This is a genomic window from Pseudomonas sp. Nvir, assembly GCF_963778085.1.
Taxonomy (GTDB): Bacteria; Pseudomonadota; Gammaproteobacteria; order Pseudomonadales; family Pseudomonadaceae; genus Aquipseudomonas; species Aquipseudomonas juntendi.
Window position 1 is genome coordinate 494082 of sequence record NZ_OY970405.1, and the last position, 15254, is coordinate 509335.

Consider the following 15254-nt stretch of genomic DNA (forward strand, 5'->3'; position numbering starts at 1 on the left):
GCCGTCGGAGACCCTTGTAATGCCTGAACACGATGTACGCCTGCAACAGCTGACGGTCTGGCTCGCCGAGCAGCTCGATGAACTTTTCCGCAGCAAGGCTTGGGGCGAGGTGCCCGAAGGCCGCCTGACCGCGGCCAGCAGCGATGCCAGCTTCCGCCGTTACTTCCGCTGGCAGGGGGCTGGGCACAGCTTCGTGGTCATGGACGCGCCCCCGCCGCAGGAGAACTGCCGACCGTTCGTCGCCATCGACCACCTGCTGGCCAGCGCCGGTGTGAATGTGCCGCAGATCCACGCCCAGGACCTGGAGCGTGGGTTCCTGCTGCTGGGTGACCTGGGTCACCAGACATACCTGGACATCATTGATGAAGACAATGCCGACAGCCTGTTCGCCGACGCCATCGAGGCGTTGCTGAAGTTCCAGCGCCTGCCAATGGACGCCCAGTTGCCCAGCTACGACGACGCCCTGCTGCGCCGCGAGGTTGAACTGTTCCCCGAATGGTACGTAGGGCGCGAGCTTGGCCTGGCCCTCAACGATAGCCAGAAAGCTGCCTGGCAGCGCGTCAGCCAACTGTTGATCGACAGCGCCCTGGCCCAGCCGAAAGTGCTGGTGCACCGCGACTACATGCCGCGCAACCTGATGCAGAGCACCCCGAACCCTGGCGTGCTGGACTTCCAGGATGCGGTGTACGGCCCGGTCACCTACGACATTACCTGCCTGTTCAAGGATGCCTTCCTCAGCTGGCCACAGGCGCGCGTCGAAGGCTGGTTGCGTGCCTATTGGGAGCGGGCAGTGGCGGCCGGAATCCCGGTTCATGCTGAGTTCGAGGCGTTCCAGCGTGCCAGCGACCTGATGGGCGTGCAGCGCCATTTGAAGGTGATCGGCATTTTTGCCCGTATCTGCCACCGCGACGGCAAGCCGCGCTACCTGGGCGACGTGCCGCGTTTCTTCGCCTATATAGAAGAAGTGATCGGTCGCCGGCCCGAATTGGCGGAGCTGGGTGAGCTGATTGCCGAGCTGCAAGCCGGAGCGCGTGCATGAAGGCAATGATCCTGGCGGCGGGGAAGGGTGAACGCATGCGCCCGCTGACGCTGCATACCCCCAAACCGTTGGTTCCGGTCGCCGGCCAGGCGCTGATCGAGTACCACCTGCGTGCGCTGGCGGCTGCGGGTGTCCGCGAAGTGGTGATCAACCATGCCTGGCTCGGCCAGCAGATCGAAGAGCACCTAGGCGATGGCGGCCGCTTCGGCCTGCGCATTTGCTACTCGCCGGAGGGTGAGCCGCTGGAAACCGGCGGCGGCATCTTCAAAGCACTGCCTTTGCTGGGCGACGATCCGTTCCTGCTGGTGAACGGCGATGTCTGGACCGACTACGACTTCACCCGCCTGCAGGCCCCCCTGCAAGGCCTGGCGCACCTGGTGCTGGTCGATAACCCTGGCCACCATGGCCGTGGCGACTTCCGCCTGGCGGACGGGCAGGTGGTCGATGGCGACGACGCGCCGGGTACGCTGACGTTCAGTGGTATCTCGGTCTTGCACCCGGCGCTGTTCGCGGGTTGCCAGGCTGGTGCCTTCAAATTGGCGCCGTTGTTGCGCCAGGCCATGGCGGCTGGCCGGGTCACGGGCGAGCACTACCGCGGGCACTGGGTGGACGTCGGCACGCTCGAGCGGCTGGCCGAGGCCGAGCGGCTGATCGGCGAGCGCGCCTGACATGTGGTGGCCAGGCACACTGATTGGCGCTGGCGCGGGCTTTGCCGTGGCCAATATCCCCGGGGCGCTGTTGGGGCTGCTGCTCGGCCAGGCCCTCGACCGCCGCTTGCGCCTGCAGGGCTGGGATGACATGCGCGACCGCCTGAGCGGGCGTCCGGCGCTGGCTGACGATGAGTTGCTGTTCGTGATGCTGGGGCGCCTGGCCAAGAGCGATGGCCGGGTGGCCGAGCAGCATATCCAGCAGGCGCGTCAGGAAATGTCGCGGCTGGACCTGGCGGAGCCGGCCCGCTTGCGCGCCATCAAGGCGTTCAACCGTGGCAAGGCCGGCAAGGACCGGCTAGGCGGCCACTTGCGGCGGATTCGCGAACAGCCGCATGCGGCCGAAGGCACCTTGCGCGCCTGTTGGCGCATGGTCTGGGCCGACGGCAAGATGGGCAACAAGGAGCGTGAGCTGCTGCTGGACTGGGGGCAGAAGCTGGGCCTGAGCCGGCGCCAGGTGCAGGCCATGTCGGTGGAATACGAGCCGCGCAGGGCTGCCCGGCCGGAAGGGTTGGCCATGACCTATGCGGCGGCGTTGCGCTTGCTGGCGGTAGAGGCGGACACCGAAGCTGACAAGGTCAAACAGGCGTATCGCCGGCTGGTCAGCCGGCATCACCCGGACAAGCTGGCAGGCACCGGCGCCAGCGAGGCACAGGTGCGTGAAGCAACCGAGCGCACGCGGGAGTTGCACCAGGCCTATGCCATGATCCGCAAGCGGCGGGGCCTTTGAGGGCCTCATCGCCGGCAAGCCAGCCCCAGGGATCGCAGCAGGGCTGGCAGGTGTTTGTCAGAAGATATGCAGCGCCTGAGACATCGAGCGCCGCCCGCGCGGCGCATAGCGAGCTGCGCTCGCTCCTACGTTTGTTTCGGGCCTGTGAGGCCTGTGAGGGGCGCGCGCGACCGCCTGATTCATACGACGCGATATTGAGGCATGCGCCAAGGCGTTCGCGCGCAAATCCCCCAGGCATAATTGGCCCGAAACAAACGTAGGAGCGAGCGCAGCTCGCGATGCGCCGCGCGGGCGGCGCTCAATCTGACAGGCGCTGAAGATGCTGCGGCAAGCACCCGGCAACCCTGATGCCATTGCCAGAAACCATAGAGTCTCCCACAGGTAATACACAACGCCTGAATATTGTGGCCTACCTGTGGGGGCAATCTTACCCTTGCGGGTTCATCCAGCCTCGCACGCGGCGGAACAACTGCTCTTGCTCGGCGGCCTGGTTGCCTGGCATGGCGATCAGCGACAACTGCCGGTACTGGCTGTCTTTCTGCCGCTTGCTGGCCTGCAAGCGCAGCGCGGCGGCGCTGCGGTCAGCACTGCGGGTGGCGTAGTAGATGTCGGCGGTGGGCACCTTCAACGTCGGCGCCAGGCTTTCCAGGTCATGCTCCACGCGCGCCGGCGTCTGCGCCGCCACCATGACCAGCTTGTGTACCTGCGGCGGCTGTTTTTCGCTCAGGTAGCGGGCAGCCCAGTACGCACCGCTGCCATGGCCGATCAGCACGATGCTGCGGGCATTGCGCTGCTGGGCAAACGCCACGGCAGCATCCAGGCGGGCGAAAATCCGCTCGGCATCGGCCGGGTCGCTCTGTTCGCTGGCCAGTTCGGCATCGGTGCTTTCTGCGGTGTCGGCATCGGCGGCGGTGGCCTGGGCGACATTGGCATTGGCGTCGGCTGGCACATCCTTGACCGGTGCACGCTCACCCTGGGCTTGGTCCGTTGCGGCCTTGGGCTTGGCTTCTACCCGGGCTTGCGGGCTGTCGGCGAGCAGGTCAGGCAGGCTGATGCTCAGGCTGTGCCAGCCGACATCCGGGAATTTTTGCCGCAGCGGGCCAACGGCATTTGGCCAGTCGGCGTTTTCGCCGGCACCCGGCACGATGATCACGGCACCTTGCGGATCACTGTCGTTGGCCGGCTTCCACAACGCCAGGAAACTGTCGGCACCTGCCTGTAGCGTCTGTTGCTCGGCCTTGGGTACCAGCCGCTCGAGTGCCAGGGCATCCTCTTGGCTGCGCTCGAGCAGCGGCGGGCGCGGTGTTTCGGCTGCCGGTGCCGCATTGGCCGCCGGCGGTGTTTCGGCATCGGCGGCCAAGGCGCCGAGTGGCAGGAGCGAAGCCAGGCAGCACATTGCCAGCGTCGTGCGATAAAGTGTGGACATGCGTCAACCCAAGGCCAGAATGATACCGGCAGCCTAATAGTATTTGCCCGTGACGGCCATGCTGCATGGCCGCCTTGCCAGAACGAGCGTATAGATGAAGCGAGTGCGTCGCCTGTTGGTTATCGGCTGCTTGTGGCTGCCCTTGATTGCCTTTGCCCGGCCCGAGGCGCCGGCCACTGTTGCGCTCGAGCCGGCCCAGCAGCAGTGGTTGGACGCGCACCGCAGCCTGCGTGTGGGCCTGGTGCTGCAAGCACCCTATGCTCAGTTCGACCGGCGCCTGCAGCAGTTGTACGGCGCCAACGTCGAATTGGTCAGCAACCTGGCACACGTGCTGCGCCTGGACCTGACCTGGCGCCATTTCAGTGACCAGGCCAGCCTGGAGCATGCCCTGCAGAACGGCGAAATCGACTTCGCCCCCGGCCTTACCCAAACCCCGGCCAGCCTGCGCCTGTGGTTGTTCAGCGACCCGTACATGCGCGTGCCGCAATTGGTGGTAGGGCCACGCACCGGCGCCATGGCGGTGGAGCTGGAAAAGCTCGACCGCGAGCAGCGCGTGGCCGTGCGCATGCCCAGCCAACTGGCAGAGTACTTGCGCGGTAACTACAGCAACCTGAACCTGCAGGGGGTGCCCAGCGAGCGCGAGGCCTTGCAGCTGGTGGTGGGCGGCCAGGCCAGTTTCGCCGTGCTGGACGAGGCGCAACTCAGCCGCCTGTCACGCGAGAGCGAGTTCGGTGAGCTGGCCGTGGTGGGCGATATTGGCCTGCCGCAGTTGCTGCGGCTGGGCTCGCGGCGTGACTGGCCGGTGTTGGCCGATGTGCTCGAACAAGGCTTGCAGGCCCTGCCTGCCAAGGAGCTGGAGCAACTGCACCAGCGCTGGTTGCAGCCCAAGTACCCGCGCCTGAGCGAGTCGCCCGGTTTCTGGCAGAACCTGGCGTTGCTGTTCGGCCTGCTGCTGCTGTGCGCCCTGGCTACCCTGGTGTGGCAACGCCGGCAACAGCGCCAGCTGGAGCGCAGCCTGCTGGCTGCGCGGGAAAGCCTGGTGGAGCGCCAGGTGCGTGAAGAGGCCCTGCGCCTGAGCCAGTTCGCGATTGACCAGAGTACGGTGGGTATTCTGTGGGTCAACTGGGACAGCCATGTCCGGTACGCCAACCACGCCGCTGAACGCATGCTCGGTTATGCCGAAGGCGAGCTTCTGGAGCGGCCGCTGAGCGACTTCGAGCCGAGCCTGAGCATGGACCGCTGGCTGGAGCTGTGGAAAGGCGCCCGCGCCGGGGCTGGCGGTGTCGGCCAGTTCGAGGCGCAGTGCAAGCGCGCGGACCACAGCTTGCTGCCGGTCGAGCTGTCGTTGAGCTTCTTGCGCTTTCGCGACTCGGAGTACCTGGTGGTGTACCTGGCCGACGTTACCGAACGGCACCGGGCCTTGGCGGCTTTACGCGAAAGCGAGGCGCGGCTGAAGGGCATTGCCGGCAACGTGCCGGGGCTGGTGTTCCGCCTGGAGCGGGACCCGGCCGAGGGCGAGCTGGAGTTCCCCTATATCAGTGAAGGCAGCGAGGCCTTGGTCGGGTATGCGCCCAGCGAGATCCAGCACCCGCAAATGGGCCTGCGCAACCTGGTACACCCCGATGACCGCGCCGATTACCACCGGGTCCAGGACCTGGCCCTGGCCAGCGACCAGGACTGGTCCTGGCAGGGGCGTATTCTCACCCGCCAGGGTGAACAGCGCTGGGCCGACATCAAGGCCAGTACCCGACACCTGGGCAACGGTCAGGTGGTATGGGACGGCGTGGTGTGGGATATCACCCAGGGCAAGCGCGCCGAACTGGCGCTGGCCAAGTCACAGGAGCAGCTGCGCGAGCTGTCGGCCCACCTGGAAAGCGTGCGCGAGGAAGAGAAGGCCCGCATCGCCCGCGAAGTGCATGATGAGCTGGGGCAGATGCTGACCGTGCTCAAGCTGGAAGTGTCGATGTGCGAGCTGGCGTTTGCCGAGCTCGACCCGGGGCTCAACGAGCGCCTGGCCAGCATGAAGCGCTTGATCGCCCAGTTGTTCCAGTTGGTGCGTGATGTGGCCACTGCCCTGCGCCCGCCGATTCTCGACGCGGGCATCGCCTCGGCCATCGAGTGGCAGGCCAGGCGCTTCGAAGCCCGTACGCAAATACCCTGCCTGGTGCAGGTACCGGATAATCTGCCAGCATTGAGTGACGCCAAGGCCACCGGGCTGTTCCGCATTCTGCAGGAGGCGTTGACCAATGTGATGCGCCATGCGCAGGCGCACAGCGTGGAAATCGAGCTGGTTCATCAGGGCGGGCAGTTACGCCTGACAGTCAGTGATGATGGCCAGGGCTTTTGCCGTGAGCAGCCCCGGCCCACCTCGTTTGGCCTGGTCGGCGTACGCGAGCGGGTACTGATGTTGGGCGGCAGCATGATGCTGGACAGTCAGCCGGGCGAGGGCACCAGCCTGAGCGTGGCCATACCGTTGGAGTAGGAGAGCAAACGTGATTCGAGTGCTGGTAGCCGAAGACCACACCATTGTCCGTGAAGGCATCAAGCAGTTGATTGGCCTGGCCAAGGACATGCAGGTGGTGGGGGAGGCCGGGAATGGCGAGCAGTTGCTCGAGACCCTGCGGCATACGCCGTGCGAAGTGGTGCTGCTGGATATCTCGATGCCGGGCGTGAGCGGGCTGGAGGCGATCCCGCGGATTCGCGCGCTGCTCGACGCGCCGGCGATCCTGATGCTGTCGATGCATGACGAGGCGCAAATGGCCGCGCGGGCGCTGAAGGCCGGTGCGGCGGGGTATGCCACCAAGGACAGTGACCCGGCGCTACTGCTGACGGCGATTCGCCGGGTGGCTGCTGGCGGGCGCTATATCGACCCGGCGTTGGCTGACCGCATGGTGTTCGAAGTGGGCCTGACCGAGTCGCGGCCGTTGCACACCCTGCTCTCGGAGCGGGAGTTTTCCGTGTTCGAGCGCCTGGCCCAGGGCGCCAACGTCAATGACATTGCCCAGCAACTGGCGCTGTCGAGCAAGACCATCAGTACACACAAGGCGCGGCTGATGCAGAAGCTGAAGGTGAACTCGCTGGCGGAGCTTGTGAAGTACGCCATGGAGCACAAGCTGGTCTGATTGCGACCCCGGCGGTATCTGCGGTGCAGCGGGAATTCTGGGGCCGCTGCGCGCACCATCGAGACACAAGGCAGCCCCCCAGGGGCAAGGCTGTTCTGAACGCGCCATCCTTGTAGGGCAATCCCTACATCAAATCTTCCATCCGGATGATGGCATTCTCTCAGCACCCCCGATTTTCCGGCGCTTGCGCCTCTTTTACGCTTTGCCCACGCAGTCATCCAACAAGAAGGTGCAGGCATGAGCGAGGCGAAGTCGAACGCTGCAACCAGCGAAACGCTGGTCAGCTTCCGTGGTGTGCAGAAGAGCTACGACGGCGAGTCGCTGATCGTCAAAGACCTTAACCTGGATATCCGCAAGGGCGAATTCCTCACCCTGCTTGGCCCTTCTGGTTCGGGCAAGACCACCAGCCTGATGATGCTGGCAGGGTTCGAAACCCCCACCGCCGGGGAAATCCACCTGGCCGGGCGCTCGATCAACAATGTCCCGCCGCACAAGCGTGATATCGGCATGGTGTTCCAGAACTATGCGCTGTTCCCGCACATGACGGTTGCGGAAAACCTGGCCTTCCCGCTGACCGTGCGCAATTTGAGCAAGACCGATATCAGCGAACGGGTCAAGCGCGTGCTGAACATGGTGCAACTGGATGCCTTTGCCAAGCGCTACCCCGGCCAGCTTTCTGGCGGCCAGCAACAGCGCGTGGCGTTGGCCCGGGCGCTGGTGTTCGAGCCCCAGTTGGTGCTGATGGACGAGCCGCTCGGGGCACTGGACAAACAGCTGCGTGAGCACATGCAGATGGAGATCAAGCACATTCACCAGCGCCTGGGGGTGACCGTGGTGTACGTGACCCACGACCAGGGTGAAGCGCTGACCATGTCTGACCGGGTGGCGGTATTCCACCAGGGTGAGATCCAGCAGATCGCCGACCCGCGCACGCTGTACGAGGAACCCTGCAACACCTTCGTCGCCAATTTCATCGGCGAGAACAACCGCCTCAACGGCACGCTGCTGGCCAGCGACGGCAAGCGCTGCCAGGTGCAGCTGCCGCGCGGCGAGCGGATCGAGGCACTGGCAGTGAATGTCGGCCAGGCCGGCGAACCGGTCACCCTGTCCATCCGCCCCGAGCGGGTACGCCTGAACGGCCACAGTGAACGCTGCGCGAACCGCTTCTCGGGCCGGGTGGCGGAATTCATCTACCTGGGCGACCACGTGCGGGTGCGCCTGGAAGTTTGCGGCAAGGGCGATTTCTTCGTGAAACAGCCCATTGCCGAGCTCGACCCGGCCCTGGCCGTGGGCGATGTGGTACCGCTGGGCTGGGAGGTGGAGCACGCCCGCGCGCTCGATCCGATTGCCGAAGCCCATTGATGGATTGCTTCACCAACCCTGTACTGTGGAGAGAACAAGAATGCGCAAGCAGTTGAAACTGACCGCCCTGGCCCTGGGGCTGTTCACCGCCGGCCAGGCCATGGCCGCAGACCTCACCGTGGTCTCGTTCGGCGGTGCCAACAAGGCCGCCCAGGTCAAGGCGTTCTACGAGCCGTGGGAAAAGGCCGGGCATGGCAAGATCGTCGCAGGCGAGTACAACGGCGAAATGGCCAAGGTCAAAGCCATGGTCGATACCAAGAGCGTGTCGTGGAACCTGGTGGAGGTAGAGTCGCCAGAGCTGGCCCGCGGCTGTGACGAGGGCATGTTCGAAGAGCTCGACCCCGCCCTGTTCGGCAACGAAGCCGATTACGTGCCGGGCGCCATCCAGCCTTGTGGCGTGGGCTTCTTCGTCTGGTCCACGGTATTGGCCTACAACGCGGACAAGCTCAAGACCGCACCGACCAGCTGGGCCGACTTCTGGGACACCAAGAAATTCCCTGGCAAGCGCGGCTTGCGCAAGGGCGCCAAGTACACCCTGGAATTCGCCCTGATGGCCGACGGCGTGGCGCCCAAGGACGTTTACCAGGTGCTGGGTACCAAAGAGGGCGTGGACCGCGCCTTCAAGAAGCTCGACGAACTCAAGCCAAGCATCCAGTGGTGGGAAGCGGGTGCCCAGCCACCTCAGTACCTGGCCTCGGGTGACGTGGTCATGAGCTCGGCCTATAACGGCCGCATCGCGGCGGTGCAGAAGGAGAGCAACCTCAAGGTAGTGTGGAATGGCGGCATCTATGACTTCGATGCCTGGGCCATCCCGAAAGGTGCCAAGGATGCCGACCAGGCGAAGAAATTCATCGCCTTCAGCGTGCAGCCTGAGCAGCAGAAGATCTACTCCGAGAACATCGCCTACGGCCCGGCCAATTCCAAGGCAGTGAGCCTGCTGTCGGACGACGTGAAGAAAGACATGCCGACCACGCCTGAGAACATTGCCAACCAGGTGCAGATCGACGTGGCCTTCTGGGCCGACAACAGCGAGCAGCTGGAGCAACGCTTCAACGCCTGGGCGGCGAAGAAGTAACCGACCAGCGCAAGGGGCCGCCATGCGGCCCCAATTTCAGTTCGTATCGCGGAGTTTGCCATGGCCATTGCAGTGCCACTCAAAGAAGGCGCAGGTCAAAGTCTGAAGCAGCGCCTCAAGCATGCCGAGCGGGTCAACCGCTGGAAGGCGCAAGCGCTGATCGCGCCGCTGGCGCTGTTCCTTCTGCTGGTATTCCTGGTGCCGATCGCGGCGCTGCTGTACAAGAGCGTCGGCAACCCGGAGGTGGTCGGTGGCCTGCCGCGCACGGTCGACGTCATCAGCCAGTGGGACGGCAAGAGCCTGCCTGGCGAGGACGTGTACAAGGCGCTGAGCCAGGACCTGGCCGAGTCACGCAAGAACCAGACCCTGGGCGACCTGTCCAAACGCCTGAACATGGAACTGGCCGGCTACCGCAGCCTGCTGGCCAAGACGGCGCGCGCATTGCCGTTCAAGACCGAGCCCGCCTCTTACAAGGATGCCCTGCAGGCCCTGGACGAACGTTGGGGCGACCCGGCCTACTGGCAGGCGATCCGCCGCAACACCAGCACGCTGACCCCGTTCTACCTGCTGGCTTCGCTGGACCACCGTATCGATGACCTTGGCGAACTGGCCAAGGCTACCCCGGACCAGGCCATTTACCTGGATATCTTTGCCCGCACCCTGTGGATGGGCGTGGTGATCACCGCCATCTGCCTGGTGCTGGCCTACCCGCTGGCGTACCTGCTGGCCAACCTGCCGACCCGGCAGAGCAACCTGTTGATGATTCTGGTGTTGCTGCCGTTCTGGACCTCGATCCTGGTGCGGGTGGCAGCGTGGATCGTACTGCTGCAGTCGGGCGGGCTGATCAACAGTGCGCTGATGGCCATGGGCATCATCGACCAGCCGCTGGAACTGGTGTTCAACCGCACCGGCGTGTACATCTCGATGGTGCACATTCTGCTGCCGTTCATGATCCTGCCGCTGTACAGCGTGATGAAAGGCATTTCGCCAAGCTACATGCGTGCGGCGATTTCGCTGGGTTGCCACCCGTTCGCCAGTTTCTGGCGGGTGTACTTCCCACAGACCTATGCCGGTGTCGGCGCCGGCTGCCTGCTGGTATTCATCCTGGCCATTGGTTACTACATCACCCCGGCACTGCTGGGTAGCCCGAACGACCAGATGGTCAGCTACTTCGTGGCCTTCTATACCAACACCAGCATCAACTGGGGCATGGCCACCGCACTGGGCGGGCTGTTGCTGCTGGCGACCGTGCTGCTGTACCTGATCTATAGCTGGCTGGTCGGCGCCAGCCGCCTGCGCCTGAGCTGAGGAGCCTTGTCATGCTGAGCCCTTACATGTCGCCCGTGGAGCGGGTGTGGTTCTACAGCCTGCGCATTCTTTGCGGCCTGATCCTGCTGTTCCTGATCTTGCCGGTGCTGGTGATCGTGCCCTTGTCGTTCAACAGTGGCAGCTTCCTGGTGTACCCGCTGCAGGGCTTCTCGCTGCAGTGGTACCAGGACTTCTTCAACTCGGCCGAATGGATGCGGGCGCTGAAGAACAGCATCATCGTTGCCCCTGCGGCCACGGTGCTGGCCATGGTGTTCGGCACGTTGGCAGCCATCGGCCTGACCCGCGGCGACTTTCCCGGCAAGTCGCTGGTGATGGCACTGGTGATTTCGCCGATGGTGGTGCCGGTGGTGATCATTGGGGTGGCCAGCTACCTGTTCTTTGCCCCGCTGGGCATGGGCAACAGCTTCACCTCGCTGATTCTGGTGCATGCGGTGCTGGGCGTGCCGTTCGTCATCATCACGGTGTCGGCAACCTTGCAGGGCTTCAACTACAACCTGGTGCGCGCGGCAGCCAGCCTGGGCGCTTCGCCCCTGCTGACCTTCCGCCGGGTGACCCTGCCGCTGATCGCCCCCGGGGTGATTTCGGGGGCGCTGTTCGCCTTTGCCACGTCGTTCGATGAGGTCGTTGTGACCCTGTTCCTCGCCGGCCCGGAGCAGGCGACCCTGCCGCGGCAGATGTTCAGCGGTATTCGCGAGAACCTGAGCCCGACCATCGCTGCCGCGGCGACATTGCTGATTGCGTTTTCGGTGATCTTGCTGCTGACCCTGGAGTGGCTGCGCGGGCGTAGCGAGAAGCTGAGAACCCAGCAGCCTGCCTGATTTTCCAGTAGCTGTACGGGCCCTATCGCCGGCAAGCCGGCTCCCACAGCGTTCTGCACAAGAGTCATGCGATGCAGAAACCTGTGGAGATCCCATGTGGGAGCCGGCTTGCCGGCAATAGGGCCCGTACAGGCACTACAAGGCTTTTGGTCACTGGTCGACACCCATTGATACCAATCAGCCTTCACCCCTTTCCCTGAGTTACAATGCGCGCCACCGTGATTCTGCCAACAGGTGCGCCATGCAGCCCTACGCTATTGCCCCCTCCATTCTTTCTGCCGATTTCGCCCGCTTGGGCGAAGATGTCGACAAGGTACTGGCGGCGGGTGCCGACATCGTCCACTTCGATGTCATGGACAACCACTACGTTCCCAACCTGACCATCGGCCCGATGGTGTGCGATGCCCTGCGCAAGTATGGCGTCACCGCCCCGATCGATGTGCACCTGATGGTCAGCCCGGTCGATCGCATCATCGGCGACTTCATCGAAGCCGGCGCCACCTACATCACCTTCCACCCGGAAGCTTCGCAGCACATCGACCGTTCGTTGCAACTGATCAAGGACGGCGGCTGCAAGGCCGGGCTGGTGTTCAACCCGGCCACCAGCCTGGACGCCCTGAAGTACGTCATGGACAAGATCGACATGGTGCTGCTGATGAGCGTCAACCCGGGTTTCGGCGGGCAGAAGTTCATCCCTGGCACACTCGACAAGCTGCGTGAAGCGCGTGCGTTGATCGACGCCAGTGGCCGTGATATCCGCCTGGAAATCGACGGTGGCGTCAACGTCAACAACATCCGCGAGATCGCTGCCGCTGGCGCCGACACGTTCGTGGCCGGCTCGGCGATCTTCAATGCCCCGGACTACCAGGAAGTCATCGCCAAAATGCGCGCCGAACTGGCCCAGGCTCGCCCATGAGTGGCTTCGAGCAGCTGTTTCCGGGGACGCTCCCCAGGCTGGTGATGTTCGATCTGGACGGTACCCTGATCGATTCCGTGCCAGACCTGGCCGCCGCCGTGGACCGCATGCTGCTCGAACTGGGGCGCCCGCCTGCTGGCCTTGAGGCGGTACGCCAATGGGTCGGCAATGGCGCCCAGGTGCTCGTGCGCCGCGCCCTGGCCGGTGGCATCGAGCATGAAACCGTGGACGATGCGCTGGCTGAACAGGGCTTGGCGCTGTTCATGGAAGCCTATGCCGAAAGCCATGAGCTCACCGTGGTTTACCCCGGGGTCAAGGACACCCTGCGCTGGCTGCACAAGCAGGGCGTGGAAATGGCCTTGATCACCAACAAACCGGAGCGCTTCGTCGCGCCCTTGCTGGACCAGATGAAGATCGGCCGGTATTTCCGCTGGATCATCGGCGGTGACACCCTGCCACAGAAAAAGCCCGACCCGGCGGCGCTGCTGTTCGTCATGCAAATGGCGGGCGTGAGCCCCCAACAGTCGCTGTTTGTCGGCGACTCGCGCAGCGACGTGCAGGCGGCCAAGGCGGCCGGGGTGCAGTGCGTGGGGCTGACCTACGGCTACAACCATGGCCGGCCCATCAAGGACGAGTCGCCAAGCCTGGTGATCGACGATTTGCGTGCATTGCTGCCCGGTTGCGCAGACCCGGCCACTGGGATAACGTTGGCGGACCTTCAAGCCTCAGCAGACAGAGAGTCCACCGTGGCGGTTACTGGCAAATTCTGGATGAAAGTCATCAAGGCCTTGGCCCGTTGGCGTTGGCGCGCCTGACTTCAGCCTGCCGGCGCGTGCCGGCCCGTCCGTTTGCCTGACCCATTGCTGCTTGCCACGAGGCTACTCATGAACCACGAAGAATTCCTGCGCCTGGCTGCTGCCGGCTATAACCGCATTCCCCTGGCCTGCGAAACCCTGGCCGACTTCGATACGCCGCTGTCGATCTACCTGAAGCTGGCCGACCAGGCCAACTCGTACCTGCTCGAATCGGTGCAGGGCGGCGAGAAATGGGGCCGTTACTCGATGATCGGCCTGCCCTCGCGGACGGTGATGCGGGTGCACGGCTATCACGTCAGCATCCTGCAGGACGGTGTCGAGGTTGAACGCCACGATGTCGAAGACCCGCTGGCCTTTGTCGAGACGTTCAAGGAGCGCTACAAGGTCGCCGACATTCCCGGCCTGCCACGTTTCAATGGTGGCCTGGTCGGTTACTTTGGCTACGACTGCGTGCGCTATGTGGAAAAGCGCCTGGGGGCCAGCCCGAACCCAGACCCGCTGGGTGTGCCCGACATTCTGCTGATGGTCTCGGACGCGGTCGTGGTATTCGACAACCTGGCCGGCAAGATGCACGCCATCGTGCTGGTAGACCCTGCGCAAGATCAGGCTTTCGAGCAAGGCCAGGCGCGCCTGCAAGGCTTGCTGGAAACCCTGCGCCAGCCTATTACCCCCCGCCGAGGCCTGGACCTGAGCGGCCCGCAGGCTGCCGAGCCGGCATTCCGCTCCAGCTACACCCGTGAGGACTACGAAAGCGCCGTTGGCCGCATCAAGGAATACATTCTGGCTGGCGACTGCATGCAGGTGGTGCCGTCACAACGTATGTCGATCGACTTCAAGGCTGCGCCAATCGACCTCTACCGCGCGTTGCGCTGCTTCAACCCGACGCCTTACATGTACTTCTTCAATTTTGGCGACTTCCACGTGGTTGGCAGCTCGCCAGAGGTGCTGGTGCGGGTCGAGGACAACCTGGTCACCGTGCGCCCGATTGCCGGTACCCGCCCGCGTGGCGCAACCGAAGAGGCCGACCGTGCGCTGGAAGACGACCTGCTGTCGGACGACAAAGAGATCGCCGAGCACCTGATGCTGATCGACCTGGGCCGCAACGATGTCGGCCGGGTGTCCTCCACGGGCAGCGTACGCCTGACCGAGAAGATGGTGATCGAGCGCTACTCCAACGTCATGCACATTGTCTCCAACGTCACCGGCCACTTGCGCGAAGGGCTGACGGCGATGGATGCACTGCGCGCGATCCTGCCGGCCGGTACCCTTTCGGGGGCGCCGAAGATCCGTGCAATGGAGATCATCGACGAACTGGAGCCGGTCAAGCGTGGTGTATATGGCGGTGCCGTGGGGTACTTCGCCTGGAATGGCAACATGGATACCGCCATTGCCATTCGTACGGCGGTGATCAAGGACGGCGAGCTGCATGTGCAGGCAGGTGGCGGTATCGTTGCCGACTCGGTGCCGGCGCTGGAGTGGGAAGAAACCATCAACAAGCGCCGGGCGATGTTCCGTGCGGTGGCCTTGGCTGAGCAGACTTGCGCCAAGTGAATTGATCAGGGCTGCTGCGCAGCCCATCGCTGGCAAGCCAGCTCCCACAGAGTATCCTCGGTTCCCGACCTTGTGGCATTCCTGTGGGAGATTCTATGGTTTCTGGCAAGGGTGGCCGCAGCATCTTCAGCGCCTGTGAGATCGAGCGCCGCCCGCGCGGCGCATCGCGAGCTGCGCTCGCTCCTACGTTTGTTTCGGGCCAGTAACCCCTGTGCCAGGTGCGCGCGACCGCCTTGTTTGTACCGCCCGATAATGAGGCATGCGCCAAGGCGTTCGCGCACAAATCCCACAGGAATAATTGGCCCGAAACAAACGTAGGAGCGAGCGTAGCTCGCGATGCGCCGCGCGGGCGGCGCTCGCTCTA

General features: G+C 64.2%; 13 protein-coding genes. 12 read left to right on the forward strand and 1 reads right to left on the reverse strand.

Annotated elements, in window-relative coordinates; all coding sequences use genetic code 11:
* The first annotated feature begins 19 nt into the window (after window positions 1–19).
* The 3 genes from AACG97_RS02485 to AACG97_RS02495 are packed head-to-tail and all read left to right on the forward strand — an operon-like array spanning window position 20 to window position 2476.
* Window positions 20–1039 carry an aminoglycoside phosphotransferase family protein gene (locus AACG97_RS02485; RefSeq protein WP_115293301.1) on the forward strand — a complete coding sequence of 340 codons (1020 nt, stop codon included), beginning with the start codon at window positions 20–22 and terminating at the stop codon, window positions 1037–1039.
* A complete protein-coding gene (murU, locus tag AACG97_RS02490) occupies window positions 1036–1707 on the forward strand; it encodes an N-acetylmuramate alpha-1-phosphate uridylyltransferase MurU (RefSeq protein WP_009685243.1) in 672 nt (223 codons plus the stop codon). The genes AACG97_RS02485 and murU overlap by 4 nt, the downstream gene beginning before the upstream one ends.
* 1 nt (window position 1708) lies before the next feature.
* Window positions 1709–2476 (forward strand): TerB family tellurite resistance protein, encoded by a 768-nt coding sequence (locus tag AACG97_RS02495; protein WP_009685244.1) that lies wholly within the window; start codon window positions 1709–1711, stop codon window positions 2474–2476.
* Between the two features lie 427 nt (window positions 2477–2903).
* Here AACG97_RS02495 and AACG97_RS02500 read toward each other — a convergent pair whose 3' ends face one another.
* Window positions 2904–3902 (reverse strand): alpha/beta hydrolase family protein, encoded by a 999-nt coding sequence (locus tag AACG97_RS02500; protein ID WP_054882158.1) that lies wholly within the window; start codon window positions 3900–3902, stop codon window positions 2904–2906.
* Between the two features lie 94 nt (window positions 3903–3996).
* Here AACG97_RS02500 and AACG97_RS02505 point away from each other — a divergent pair, with 94 nt between their 5' ends.
* From AACG97_RS02505 to trpE, 9 genes are all read left to right on the forward strand, one after another.
* The gene (locus AACG97_RS02505; RefSeq protein WP_225786151.1) at window positions 3997–6384 is read left to right on the forward strand and encodes a PAS domain-containing sensor histidine kinase; all 2388 of its coding nucleotides are present in this window, start codon (window positions 3997–3999) and stop codon (window positions 6382–6384) included.
* Between the two features lie 10 nt (window positions 6385–6394).
* Window positions 6395–7024: a response regulator gene (locus AACG97_RS02510; RefSeq protein ID WP_009685247.1), complete on the forward strand. Its 630-nt coding sequence runs from the start codon at window positions 6395–6397 to the stop codon at window positions 7022–7024.
* Window positions 7025–7261: 237 nt separating this feature from the next.
* The gene (locus tag AACG97_RS02515) at window positions 7262–8386 is read left to right on the forward strand and encodes an ABC transporter ATP-binding protein (RefSeq protein WP_115293303.1); all 1125 of its coding nucleotides are present in this window, start codon (window positions 7262–7264) and stop codon (window positions 8384–8386) included.
* A gap of 40 nt (window positions 8387–8426) precedes the next feature.
* A complete protein-coding gene (locus tag AACG97_RS02520) occupies window positions 8427–9461 on the forward strand; it encodes an ABC transporter substrate-binding protein (protein WP_225786150.1) in 1035 nt (344 codons plus the stop codon).
* A 60-nt stretch (window positions 9462–9521) separates the two neighbouring features.
* Entirely contained in the window at window positions 9522–10769 is a 1248-nt protein-coding gene (locus AACG97_RS02525) for an ABC transporter permease (RefSeq protein ID WP_029885952.1), read from the forward strand.
* 11 nt (window positions 10770–10780) lie between these two features.
* Complete coding sequence (locus AACG97_RS02530) at window positions 10781–11608, forward strand: ABC transporter permease (RefSeq protein ID WP_009685251.1); 828 nt, start codon at window positions 10781–10783, stop codon at window positions 11606–11608.
* A gap of 241 nt (window positions 11609–11849) precedes the next feature.
* Window positions 11850–12524: a ribulose-phosphate 3-epimerase gene (rpe, locus tag AACG97_RS02535; protein ID WP_225786149.1), complete on the forward strand. Its 675-nt coding sequence runs from the start codon at window positions 11850–11852 to the stop codon at window positions 12522–12524.
* Window positions 12521–13339 (forward strand): phosphoglycolate phosphatase, encoded by an 819-nt coding sequence (locus tag AACG97_RS02540; protein ID WP_029885955.1) that lies wholly within the window; start codon window positions 12521–12523, stop codon window positions 13337–13339. Before rpe ends, AACG97_RS02540 begins: the two co-directional genes overlap by 4 nt.
* A gap of 69 nt (window positions 13340–13408) precedes the next feature.
* On the forward strand, window positions 13409–14890 hold the full coding sequence (gene trpE / locus AACG97_RS02545) for an anthranilate synthase component I (protein WP_009685254.1): 1482 nt from the start codon (window positions 13409–13411) through the stop codon (window positions 14888–14890).
* The last annotated feature ends 364 nt before the right edge of the window (window positions 14891–15254 follow it).

What these genes read in the sequence shown, in the direction of transcription:
- AACG97_RS02500 (WP_054882158.1), bottom strand. Translation starts at nt 3,902, where the DNA reads ATGTCCACACTTTATCGCACGACGCTGGCAATGTGCTGCCTGGCTTCG.
- murU (WP_009685243.1), top strand. Translation starts at nt 1,036, where the DNA reads ATGAAGGCAATGATCCTGGCGGCGGGGAAGGGTGAACGCATGCGCCCG.
- AACG97_RS02505 (WP_225786151.1), top strand. Translation starts at nt 3,997, where the DNA reads ATGAAGCGAGTGCGTCGCCTGTTGGTTATCGGCTGCTTGTGGCTGCCC.
- trpE (WP_009685254.1), top strand. Translation starts at nt 13,409, where the DNA reads ATGAACCACGAAGAATTCCTGCGCCTGGCTGCTGCCGGCTATAACCGC.
- AACG97_RS02540 (WP_029885955.1), top strand. Translation starts at nt 12,521, where the DNA reads ATGAGTGGCTTCGAGCAGCTGTTTCCGGGGACGCTCCCCAGGCTGGTG.
- AACG97_RS02485 (WP_115293301.1), top strand. Translation starts at nt 20, where the DNA reads ATGCCTGAACACGATGTACGCCTGCAACAGCTGACGGTCTGGCTCGCC.
- AACG97_RS02495 (WP_009685244.1), top strand. Translation starts at nt 1,709, where the DNA reads ATGTGGTGGCCAGGCACACTGATTGGCGCTGGCGCGGGCTTTGCCGTG.
- AACG97_RS02515 (WP_115293303.1), top strand. Translation starts at nt 7,262, where the DNA reads ATGAGCGAGGCGAAGTCGAACGCTGCAACCAGCGAAACGCTGGTCAGC.
- AACG97_RS02525 (WP_029885952.1), top strand. Translation starts at nt 9,522, where the DNA reads ATGGCCATTGCAGTGCCACTCAAAGAAGGCGCAGGTCAAAGTCTGAAG.
- AACG97_RS02530 (WP_009685251.1), top strand. Translation starts at nt 10,781, where the DNA reads ATGCTGAGCCCTTACATGTCGCCCGTGGAGCGGGTGTGGTTCTACAGC.
- AACG97_RS02520 (WP_225786150.1), top strand. Translation starts at nt 8,427, where the DNA reads ATGCGCAAGCAGTTGAAACTGACCGCCCTGGCCCTGGGGCTGTTCACC.
- rpe (WP_225786149.1), top strand. Translation starts at nt 11,850, where the DNA reads ATGCAGCCCTACGCTATTGCCCCCTCCATTCTTTCTGCCGATTTCGCC.